We start from the raw sequence: 10,107 nt of genomic DNA, 5'->3' as shown, positions 1-10,107 counted from the left end.
CGCGACGGCATCCGCGCGACTCAACTCCACAGCACTCATCAGGTCCCTCCGCCAAGTCACCCTAACGGAACCCGTGATCGCCCGGACAGCTCCTAAGCGTGAACCATCCGTCCACTGCGAACGCGCCTGTCCGCTGTCGTCGTTCGACCACTGCAGGTTTGGGCGCCCCAGCACTCAAGAGACCGTGCATCCTGGCCCTGGCCCTCGCCTCCGACCAGCCTCAGGTCACTGATCTGACCGCGAGCGACCTTCTCTTCGTCACAACGGGTGTGACCGGGATCGATAGTTGGCACAAGGCAACGTGGGTGACCTGCACTGATGCCAAAAGGGTCTGGGGCACACTGTCGGGTGCGGTCATCGTGCTGACCTCCTTCGGGCTTCGACACCTCGAAGATCAGCCGGTGGCCGTGCATCTATGCGGGTCTCATCCCGACGCCGGAGCAAACCCCCGGATCAAGTCGAACCCGTACACCATCTCCACGGACGCAACCCCCTCACCCCGGCCGCGGCATCTCGTAGCTGTAGCCTGGCCAAGGGATCCGCCGGACAGCCCCGCGCATCCAATCGGTGCCAACTAACCCTGGTTTGTGACAACTAGAATCTATGGTCGCATCGGGTCAGCGCCGCACCCGCGGCATTCCCAGTCCGATCCACGAGATGATCTCCCGCTGGATCTCGTTGTTGCCGCCGCCGAAGGTGAAGATGACCGCCGAACGGTAGCCGCGTTCCAGCTCGCCGTGCAGGACCGCACCCGCCGATCCCTCCTTCAGAGCTCCGGGGGCGGCGACGATCTCCATGAGCCAGGCGTAGGCGTCGCGCCGGGCCTCGGAGCCGTACACCTTGACGGCGGAGGCGTCCTGCGGGGTGAGGGTGCCGTCCTGGACGGCGCCGACCATCCGCCAGTTGAGCAGCTTCAGCGCGTCCAGCCGGGCGTGGGTCCGGGCCAGGCGGCGGCGTACCCAGGGCAGGTCGGCGACGCGGCGGCCGTCGGCGAGCTTGGTCTCCATCGCCCAGCGCTGCACGTCGTGCAGGGCGCGGATCGCCATGGTGCCGTGGGCGGCGAGGGTCACGCGTTCGTGGTTGAGCTGGTTGGTGATCAGCCGCCAGCCCTGGTTCTCGGCGCCGACCCGGTGGGAGACGGGGACGCGGACGTTCTCGTAGTAGCTGGCCGTGGTGTTGTGCGAGGCGAGTGTGTTGATGAGGGTGCAGGAGTAGCCGGGGTCGGTGGTCGGCACGAGGAGCATGGTGATGCCCTTGTGCGGCGGGGCGCCGGGATCCGTACGGACCGCGAGCCATACCCAGTCCGCCGTGTCGCCGTTGGTCGTCCAGATCTTCTGGCCGTTGACGACGTACTCTCCCCCACTCTCCCGTACCGCGCGGGTCCGCAGTGACGCGAGGTCGGTGCCCGCGCCGGGCTCGCTGTAGCCGATGGCGAAGTCGATCTCGCCGGAGAGGATCCTCGGCAGGAAGTACGCCTTCTGCTCGTCGGTGCCGTACCGCATGATCGTCGGGCCGACGGTGTTCAGCGCCATGAGCGGCAGCGGGACGCCGGCCTGGGCGGCCTCGTCGAAGAAGATGAACTGCTCCATCGCGGTCAGGCCGCGCCCGCCGTACTCCTCGGGCCAGCCCACGCCGAGCCAGCCGTCCGCGCCGAGCCGCCGGATGGTCTCGCGGTAGAACCGCTTCTGGGCCGCCGGGTCGCCGTGCCGGGCGTACGCGTGGTCCGGGACCAGTTCGGCGAAGTAGGCCCGCAGTTCGGTGCGCAGCCGCTGCTGCTCGGACGTGTATTCGAGGTGCACGGCGCCTCCAGGCTCCCAAGGCCGGTCCTGTCGGCGCACACCGTAGAACGTGTTACAGAAATTGTGAATGGCGAGTGACGGGGAACGGCCTCCTCAGTTCAGCGTGGCGAGGAAGTCCGTGCACGCCCGTGCGCACGCACGGCACGCCGCCGCCGAGTCCTCCGCCCCCGGCTGCCGGTCGAAGACGTGTGCGGCCTCCAGGCACACGGTCCGGCACCACTCCACCTGGACGCGGATGCTGGTCTCGTCCACCTGGTTCTGTTCGGACAGCACACGGCAGGTCGCGTCGCAGACCTCCGCGCACATGATGCCCTTACGTCGTACGAGTTCCTGGTTCTCGGTGCCGTCGGGATCCACGAGGCTCGCGCGCAACGCGCACGCCCGGGCACACTCGGTGCACGCCTGGGCACAAGCGAAGCGGTCCTCCAGGAACCGGAACAGCTCCTGCTGGGATGTCGTCACACCGCGCGGGTAGCCCCGCCGGTGCCGGTCAAACCCGGCGTCGAAGGGTTCCGTACCGTTTTCCGGTCCGGCCGGCCGGGCACCCGGCAGGCCCCGGAACGACGACGCACGGAGGTGAGTCACATGCCCGGGCGGCAGGAACTTCCGTCGACCCTGGAGCGGTCCGCCAAGGAGGCGCAGCGCACCTGGATCAAGGCGCACGACTCGGCCGTGGAGCAGTACGGCGAGGGCGAGCGCGCGCACCGCGTGGCCTTCGGGGCACTGAAGCACACCCACGAGAAGGTCGGCGACCACTGGGAGCGCAAGGAGGGCGGCCGCAAGGGACCGTCGGACCCGCAGTCGGCCCGGCCCCGGCAGCAGGGCGGCCGCAGCGGCGAGGGCGTCGACGAGCAGGCCTCGAAGGAGCACCTGTACGACCTCGCGAAGCGGCTGGGCGTCGAGGGGCGGTCACGCATGTCGAAGGCGGATCTGCTGGACGCCGTCCGCAAGGAGAACCGCTCGCAGACCAGGTCCTCGCGGTCGTCCTCCCGGTCGTCCGCAGGGTCCTCCCCGGCGTCCAGGTGAGCCGGTTCATGGTGAGGACCAGGGGTACTCGCGCGCCATGACTAGCGCATGGATGGAGATGGCCGCGGGCCGTGGCGCCCTCGGCATCGGGCTGATCGTGGCGGGTGTGGTGGTCGTGGCCCTGCTGCTGGGGGCCTTCGTCCTCGGCGTGCGCGTCAAGCGCAGGGAGCTGCCGACACCGCGGCCCGACGAGCAGCCGCGACTGCCCGACGGCGGCCCGGTCCGCGAGACGAGTGAGCGCCGGGAGCCCGAGGAGGTGCCGAGAAGCCAGGAACGTCTGACGCCGCACGAGCTGAAGACGCACGGCAACCAGAGCGACCGGAGGAGCGCGACCCAGGAGCGTCCCCGCTGGAACGAGGGCAGCAGCGGCTCGTTCGGCAGCGGTGGCCCGGGCGGCCGCTGATCCCTCCGCTCCGCACCCATGTCGTACGTGTCACCTCGCCGGTGAACACGTCGTACACGCCGTACACAGGGAAGTGAGAACCATGGCCGATCCCGCCCGCAACACCCTCCCGCTGCCGGACTACGACCATCTGCCGATCGGCGGCCTGGAGAGTCGGGTGCGATCGCTGTCCGCGGACGAGGTGGAGGAACTGCTGGCGTACGAGCGGTCGCACGCCGACCGGCTGCCGGTGACCGAGCTGCTGGGGTCCCGTCTCGAGCAGTTGCGCGAGGGTGCGGAGCCGACGTCCGGCGACCCGGGCGCCCTGCGTCCCGAGACGGGCGAGCGGCACGGAGGCTCTCCGGTGTCGCCCGCCACGTCCCCGCAGCCGTTCAGCCCGCCGCCGCACGGCACCCCCGACCAGCGGGGCAAGCCGAAGGGTGACCGCACGTAGGCGTCACCGCCGGACAGAGCCGACCGGAAGGGCCCGTGCCTGTGCACGGGCCCTTTTTGCGCGCACCACTCACAGTGAGGTGGATCACAGCAGGCAAGTGCAGCGTGACATGGGGTCCAGCGCCTTTTCAGTGGTGCAGGGGGTCACTGAGACGCGGGACGGTGAGGATGGAGCAGGTTCGGGCGGACGGCTTCGACGAGTTCGTGGCCGCCCGTTGGTCGGCGCTGCTCCATGTCGCGCGGCTGCTGACGGGCGGCGACCGGCAGCGGGCCGAGGACCTGGTGCAGGAAGCGCTGGTGAAGCTGTGGTTCGCCTGGCCGAAGGTCGCCGAGCAGGCTCCGGAGGCGTACGTCCGCACGGTGCTGGTGCGGATGGCGGCGCGCTCGGCGAAGCGGCGCTGGTGGGGTGAGCGCCCGGTGGAGCAGCTGCCCGACCGGGCCGATCCGCGCGATGTGTCGTCCACCGTGGCGGAACGCTCGCGGCTGGAGGCCGCGTTGGCCCTGCTGTCTCCCAAGCAGCGGGCCGCGGTGGTGCTGCGCTACTACGAGGACCTGCCCGAGGCCCAGGTCGCCCAGGCGCTGGGCTGCCCGGTGGGCACCGCACGGTCCCACGCGTCACGCGGAGTCGCACGGCTCCGCCAGATCCTGTCCGACGCCGTCAGGCCCGTGGGGTGAAGGGAGAAGCGATGGACGACTTCGAGCGGGACCTGTCGCGGCTGCTGCGCGACACCCAGCAGCACACCCCCTACAAGCCCGAACACCGGCAGCGCCTGCACGCGGGCATCCGCTCCCGCCGCCGGTCGCGGCTGCTGTGGAAGGCGGGCGGCTCCGCCGTGGCGGTGGCCGGACTGAGCGTCGGGCTCGCCCTGCTGCCGAGCATGCTCACCAGGGCCCAGCCCGCCGATCACCGGCCACAGCCCGCGACGAGCCCGGCGGCCTCGCAGGACAGCGGGCCCACATTCGACTCCCCGGATCCCAGCACCACTCCGACCGAGCCGGAGTCGTCCGCGCCGGCGACCACGGCCGACGGCAGTACGCCGCCCGGGGACACGAGCACGACGATCAGCCCCACGCCGACCGCCACGGCCTCCGGGAGCCGGACCACCTCGACGCCACCCACACCGCCCCCTTCCCCGACTCCCACGACGGCTCCGCCGTCCGCCCTGGAGGAGACACAGGAGCCCTCCGCATCGGCCACCGAGTAGCCGCCTGAGCGGCCCTTCCCGTCAGGGGCGTCAGCGCCCCGAACCCCGTCACCTCACCCCGCCACGGGCGCCTTCGGCGTGCCCGGAACCGGCGCTCGGGTACGTCCGGCGCCAGAAAGAGACCGTGAAGAAGCCATGAGAACCGTACGGCGGCCGGCCCTGGTCGACCGCCCGACAACCGAGCCGTCCGCGTTGCCGCGCCGGGCGCCCGTGTCCGCGCACCACCTGGACCCGGTCCTCGACGTCGTCGTCCCCGTGTTCAACGAGGAGAACGACCTGGAGCCCTGCGTCCGGCGCCTGCACGCGCACCTGGTCGAGACCTTCCCCTACTCCTTCCGGATCACCATCGCCGACAACGCCAGCACCGACCGGACCCCGCGCATCGCGGCACGGCTGGCCGCGGAGCTGCCCGGCACGGACTGGATCCGGCTGGCCGATAAGGGGCGCGGCCGTGCACTGCACGCCGCCTGGTCACGCTCGGGCGCCCCGGTGCTGGCGTACCTCGACGTGGACCTGTCCACGGACCTGGCGGCGCTGCTGCCGCTGGTCGCGCCGCTGATCTCCGGCCACTCGGACATCGCCATCGGCACCCGGCTGGCGCGCGGTTCGCGGGTGGTGCGCGGACCGAAGCGGGAGATCATCTCCCGCTGCTACAACGGTCTGCTGCGCGGGACGCTCGCCGTGGGTTTCTCCGACGCGCAGTGCGGGTTCAAGGCGGTGCGGCGGGACGTCGCCGAGCGGCTGCTGCCGCTGGTGGAGGACCGCGAGTGGTTCTTCGACACCGAGTTACTGGTCATCGCCGAGCGCGCGGGGCTGCGGATCCACGAGGTTCCGGTGGACTGGGTGGACGATCCGGACAGCCGGGTGCACGTCCTGTCCACGGCCCTGGCCGACCTGCGCGGCATGGCCAGGCTCGGCCGGGCCCTGGTCTACGGCCGACTGCCGCTGTCCGCGCTGCGCCGCAGCGGCGGCGACCTCGCCGGGGAGCTGCCCGCGGGTCTGGCCCGGCAGATGGTGCGCTTCGCTGCGGTCGGCGTCGCCAGCACCCTGTGCTACCTGCTGCTCTACACCACACTCCGGCCGGGCACGGGAGCGCAGGCCGCCAACGCGCTCGCCCTGCTGGCCAGCGCGGTCGCCAACACCGCCGCCAACCGGCGGCTCGCCTTCGGGGTGCGAGGCCGCGGCGGCGCGCTTCGACACCACCTCAAGGGGCTCGCGGCCTTCCTGGTCGGGCTGACGCTCACCAGCGGTTCGCTGGCCGCCCTCCACCACGCCGCCCCCGGGGCCGGTCACCGGGTCGAACTCGTGACGCTCATCGCCACCAACCTGGCCGCGACGCTGCTGCGCTTCCTCCTCTTCCGGGCCTGGGTGTTCCCCGCCCGTACCGCTCGCCGTACGACAGGATCCTCATGAGCACCGTCGAGCTGCGTCGGCCGCCGTCCGGCCTCGACGCCCCCGAATTCCCCCGCCACTCCCGGGAGTTCCGTAGGCGGTTACGCGGGGCCGCCGTGCGCTACGGACCCGTGCTGCTGACGTACGGCGTGCTGAAGCTGGCCGGCTTCGCCGTCTTCATGTACCTGCTGGACTCCGCGGGCGACTTCCGGAAGAAGAACCCGCGTTTCGGCGGCGGCGAACACTCCTGGGACGTCCTGGCCAGCTGGGACGGCTGGTGGTACCAGCAGATCGCCGAGCACGGGTACGACCCCGCCCTGAAACCGGTCCCGGGCGCGACGGGCCTGATCACCCTGGAGGGCAACTCGGCGGCGTTCTTCCCGCTGTACCCGACGCTGATGCGGCTGGTCTCGGAGTGCACCGGACTCGGCCTGTACGGCGCCGGCATGACGGTCTCCGTCATCGCGTCGTTCGTCGCCGCGCTCGGCATCTTCGCCGTGACGAAACGGCTCGGCGGTCACCGGGCCGGGCTGGTCGCGGCCGGGCTGTGGGCCGTCTGGCCAGGCTCGGGCACCGAGTGGTCGGGCTATTCGGAGTCCCTCTACACGGCCCTCGCCGCATGGGCCTGTCACGCCGTCATGTCCCGCCGCTGGCTCACCGCGGGGCTGCTGACCTGCGTGGCCGGGCTCTGCCGTCCCACGGCCGCCGCGCTGGTCGCCGCCCTCGCCGTCGCCGCGCTGCTGTCCCTGCGCCGGCGTGAAGACGGAGTCCGGCGTGCGCTGGGCGCCGTGGCGATCGCGCCGCTGGGACTGTTCGGCTATCTCGCCTGGGTCAACTACCGCTTGGGCGACATCAACGGCTACTCCAAGCTCCAGGACGGCGCCTGGGCCCACAAGTTCGACTGGGGGGTCCACTCGTTCAACGTGCTGACGTCCCTCCCGGTCGGGCACTTCGACTATCTCTTCGCGATGCCCTTCGAGGACGTCATCGGTGTCTGCGTGGTGCTCACGGTGCCGGTGCTGACCGTGCTGCTGCTGCGTCTGAGACCGCCCGCCGTGCTCGTCGTCTACACGGTTCTCTCGTACCTCATGGTGATGACCACCCAGCAGTATTTCGGCAACGTCTCGCGCTATCTGCTCCCGCTCTTCCCGCTGTTCATTCCGCTCGCCCTCGCCATGCGCCGGCTCAGCCGGCCGTCCCTGGCCGCCGTGCTGGGCACGGCCGCGCTGGCCTCGGGGTCGTACGCGGGGTACGTCCTGTTCGAGCTCGGGGTGCCGTAGGACACGGTCCTCTCGACCACCCGGCGATGACGGCCGAGTCGCTTGGACGACTCGATGCCCTTGAGGGCGATGCGGTGGCGGATACCCCTCCAGCACGACGTGCGCGAGCAGCTGGCCCGCCACGGCAAGACCAACTGCCTGCGCATCGGCGACATCACGGTATGGGGCGGCGTGCACCCGCCCCGCACCGAAGAAATCAAGACCAATCCGAAGGACACCAGGAGCGCTCAACCGCGGCGGATCAACCAGGCCCGCGGCGGTGCTGAACGGCGGCCCGCTGCCGAAACTGATGACCTACGACGCGAAGAAAGGGAGGGAGACGTTCCGCGTTCGCGAGGCTCAAAACCAGCACAACAAGCTGTGGCGGGGGCATCCGAAGGAGATATAGTCGCACACGTTTCCGAATTGGGAACATGACAAGGGGGATCGATGCTCACGCGTACCGTCATGCGTACCACCATCGCCGCCGTAGCCCTGGCCCTGACCGCCGCCACCGCTACGAGCGCCAACGCCGCCGCGAACACCGGCACCAAGGACCCGACGATCATCGAACTCAGAGGCAACAAGGGCCTCAAGATGATCGAAGGCGCCGACGGCAAGGCTCTTCTGGAAGCCAACACCACTGTGGCTGCGGCTGCCGCCAACGTGTGCGGCTCCGGCTACACCATCTCCGAAGGCGCTGCGCGCTACGGCACGAACGCCAGCCTCTACCTGTGGTGGAACGGCAAGTACAGCGGCTCCAACAAGCTGTACGACAAGTACATCTGCGGTGTCCTCTTCAACGACACCGGCTCCGCGCGCTCCATGGGCATCCGGCTGAAGGACAACTTCACCGACACGCCTCACACCGAGGACTTCGGCACGTACAGCACCTACGCCGGGCCCGTCTACCAGAAGCGCGGCGGCTGCGGCGAGGCGTACTCCTACATGAAGTCCGGGAGCAAGGTCGTCGTCGACAACACCTACGTGATGTCCGGGTGCAACTGAGCTCCACTCGTGGCGGGCTGCGTCGTATCGCGTACGGCGCAGCCGTCACCGCCACCATCGGCGCCGCTGGATGCACCGAGTAGATCGTCAAAGGTTGGCGTTACGGCACATGAGGGTCCTCTGTCATCTCTGAGGATTACGGAGCTTCGCGCCCCTGGCCTTGACTCCCGGTACCGCCGGGGTCGGGCGTGCTCGACTTGGAGCCGGAGGTCGCCGCCGTGCTCGGCAAGGAGGGACGCGACCTCACGTCCGAGCCGTCAACGTCGCTTCGTCCGCGGCCTGTCCAGGACGGCCGCCACCGAGCTCGGCCCGCGTGGCATCCGCGTGAACACCATCCGCGCCGAGATCCCCGTCGACGGCTGCCTCACCGCACACGGCGGTACCAAGTCGGTCTCGGACGCGCTGCGCGAGCACCCGTGGAGGGGCGGCCTCGCGTACCGGGCGGCATACTGATCTTGCGTTGCGCAGTGATCAGGCCGATGGTCGGAGAGGAGAGGACGGGACGTGACCACCGAAGGACCGGGCGGCGGACGGGGAACGCCCGACGAGCCGGACGGCACTCCCCCGGTCCCGGACGACGTGTGGCTCAGGTTCCTCACGGACAGCGAGCACGCCATATGCGCCTCCGCCCCCAGGGAGCCTTCCGCGAAGGAGCGAGCGGCGGGACGGCAGCTCCAACCCCCGTACGCCGTCGGTGACCTGTGGCAGCCGGAGGACCTGTGGGTCCGCGTGGCCTGGCGCGACCTGGACCGCCGTGCCAAGGTCCGGCGCGTGGGACGTGTCGTCGCCACCGCCGCCGCCGTGGCGCTGGCACTGGGGGCCTGGTCCCAGTTGTCCGTCGGTTCGGGCACGGGCACCCGGCCGGGGACGGGCACCGTGCGGCAGGTGGAGGGGGCGACCGCGAGGCTGCCCACGGCCACTCCCGTCCCGTCCGGATCCGCTGTCCCGGTGCCCTCCAGATAGCACACGCACGACGGGTACAGTCCCGCCCGGCCGCCTAGGATGAGCCCACAGGCCGGATCTGGGCGCTCGTCCGGGCGCGGGTCCCCGCAGGCGAGTCATCAGGAACACGCACGCCGACGGAAGGGGGACAGACATGAGCGCGCCGCGCCTCAGCAGTACGCCGTTGCCGGGCATCGGTGTCCGCTACGACCTGACGATCCGGGACAGCCGGCGGCTGTCCGTGGTCGCCCACCGCGACGGCCACCGGACGATCAGCGCCTACCGCAGGGACGACCCGGACGCCTGCGACCTGTCGGTGCGTCTGACGGCGGAGGAGGCGGCGACACTGATCGACGCGCTGATGCCCGCCCACCACACGCCGAACCTGCTGTCCACGACCGACCTGGGGCTCGTCGCCGAGCGGATCGAGCTGTCCGGCTCCTCGCACTGGAACGGCCGGCTGCTGGGCGAGTCCCGGATCCGCACCGACACCGGCGCGTCGATCGTGGCGGTGCTGCGCCGGGCCGAGGCGATACCCTCCCCCGCGCCGGACTTCCGGCTCGCCGGCGGTGACACGCTCATCGTCATCGGGACCCGCGAGGGCGTGGAGGCGGCCGCCGCGATACTCGGGCGGGAGTGAC

At 70.7% G+C, this 10,107-nt stretch carries 13 protein-coding genes and 2 pseudogenes; 12 read left to right on the top strand and 3 right to left on the bottom strand.

Annotated features, from left to right (window positions below; all coding sequences use genetic code 11):
- Window positions 1-617: 617 nt before the first annotated feature.
- Together ACZ6TU_RS29215 and ACZ6TU_RS29210 are read right to left on the bottom strand one after the other, a co-directional pair.
- Window positions 618-1,799, bottom strand: a complete 1,182-nt coding sequence (locus ACZ6TU_RS29215) for an acyl-CoA dehydrogenase family protein (protein WP_469552028.1) — start codon at window positions 1,797-1,799, stop codon at window positions 618-620.
- A 93-nt stretch (window positions 1,800-1,892) separates the two neighbouring features.
- Window positions 1,893-2,261 (bottom strand): four-helix bundle copper-binding protein, encoded by a 369-nt coding sequence (locus ACZ6TU_RS29210; protein WP_059423021.1) that lies wholly within the window; start codon window positions 2,259-2,261, stop codon window positions 1,893-1,895.
- A gap of 123 nt (window positions 2,262-2,384) precedes the next feature.
- Between ACZ6TU_RS29210 and ACZ6TU_RS29205 the strand changes: the two genes are divergently transcribed.
- The 7 genes from ACZ6TU_RS29205 to ACZ6TU_RS29175 all read left to right on the top strand — a co-directional run bounded on the left by ACZ6TU_RS29205 (window position 2,385) and on the right by ACZ6TU_RS29175 (window position 7,537).
- Window positions 2,385-2,825, top strand: coding sequence for a ChaB family protein (locus tag ACZ6TU_RS29205; RefSeq protein WP_469552026.1), 441 nt, complete (start codon window positions 2,385-2,387; stop codon window positions 2,823-2,825).
- A gap of 37 nt (window positions 2,826-2,862) precedes the next feature.
- On the top strand, window positions 2,863-3,228 hold the full coding sequence (locus ACZ6TU_RS29200) for a DUF6479 family protein (protein WP_467677701.1): 366 nt from the start codon (window positions 2,863-2,865) through the stop codon (window positions 3,226-3,228).
- Between the two features lie 82 nt (window positions 3,229-3,310).
- On the top strand, window positions 3,311-3,661 hold the full coding sequence (locus ACZ6TU_RS29195; RefSeq protein WP_467677699.1) for a DUF8129 domain-containing protein: 351 nt from the start codon (window positions 3,311-3,313) through the stop codon (window positions 3,659-3,661).
- 167 nt (window positions 3,662-3,828) lie between these two features.
- Window positions 3,829-4,335, top strand: coding sequence for a SigE family RNA polymerase sigma factor (locus ACZ6TU_RS29190; protein ID WP_467677697.1), 507 nt, complete (start codon window positions 3,829-3,831; stop codon window positions 4,333-4,335).
- A gap of 11 nt (window positions 4,336-4,346) precedes the next feature.
- Window positions 4,347-4,865 carry a cellulase gene (locus ACZ6TU_RS29185; protein WP_469552024.1) on the top strand — a complete coding sequence of 173 codons (519 nt, stop codon included), beginning with the start codon at window positions 4,347-4,349 and terminating at the stop codon, window positions 4,863-4,865.
- Between the two features lie 135 nt (window positions 4,866-5,000).
- Entirely contained in the window at window positions 5,001-6,278 is a 1,278-nt protein-coding gene (locus ACZ6TU_RS29180) for a bifunctional glycosyltransferase family 2/GtrA family protein (RefSeq protein ID WP_469552022.1), read from the top strand.
- Complete coding sequence (locus ACZ6TU_RS29175) at window positions 6,275-7,537, top strand: hypothetical protein (RefSeq protein WP_467677693.1); 1,263 nt, start codon at window positions 6,275-6,277, stop codon at window positions 7,535-7,537. The genes ACZ6TU_RS29180 and ACZ6TU_RS29175 overlap by 4 nt, the downstream gene beginning before the upstream one ends.
- A gap of 5 nt (window positions 7,538-7,542) precedes the next feature.
- Here the strand turns inward: ACZ6TU_RS29175 and ACZ6TU_RS29170 are convergent.
- Window positions 7,543-7,626: pseudogene (locus tag ACZ6TU_RS29170) on the bottom strand (IS5/IS1182 family transposase); the annotation flags it as partial.
- A 10-nt stretch (window positions 7,627-7,636) separates the two neighbouring features.
- Between ACZ6TU_RS29170 and ACZ6TU_RS29165 the strand changes: the two are divergent.
- The 5 genes and pseudogenes from ACZ6TU_RS29165 to ACZ6TU_RS29145 all read left to right on the top strand — a co-directional run bounded on the left by ACZ6TU_RS29165 (window position 7,637) and on the right by ACZ6TU_RS29145 (window position 10,106).
- The gene (locus tag ACZ6TU_RS29165) at window positions 7,637-7,954 is read left to right on the top strand and encodes a hypothetical protein (RefSeq protein WP_469552036.1); all 318 of its coding nucleotides are present in this window, start codon (window positions 7,637-7,639) and stop codon (window positions 7,952-7,954) included.
- Between the two features lie 12 nt (window positions 7,955-7,966).
- Window positions 7,967-8,524, top strand: a complete 558-nt coding sequence (locus ACZ6TU_RS29160; protein WP_469552020.1) for a hypothetical protein — start codon at window positions 7,967-7,969, stop codon at window positions 8,522-8,524.
- Window positions 8,525-8,794: 270 nt separating this feature from the next.
- Window positions 8,795-8,977 (top strand): annotated as a pseudogene (locus ACZ6TU_RS29155) (hypothetical protein); the annotation flags it as partial.
- Between the two features lie 51 nt (window positions 8,978-9,028).
- Complete coding sequence (locus ACZ6TU_RS29150; RefSeq protein WP_469552019.1) at window positions 9,029-9,487, top strand: hypothetical protein; 459 nt, start codon at window positions 9,029-9,031, stop codon at window positions 9,485-9,487.
- Between the two features lie 133 nt (window positions 9,488-9,620).
- A complete protein-coding gene (locus tag ACZ6TU_RS29145) occupies window positions 9,621-10,106 on the top strand; it encodes a cation:proton antiporter regulatory subunit (RefSeq protein WP_467677687.1) in 486 nt (161 codons plus the stop codon).
- Window position 10,107: the final 1 nt, after the last annotated feature.

This window comes from Streptomyces sp. NPDC052064 (genome assembly GCF_055585925.1).
This window is presented reverse-complemented; position numbering and strand designations above follow the sequence as displayed.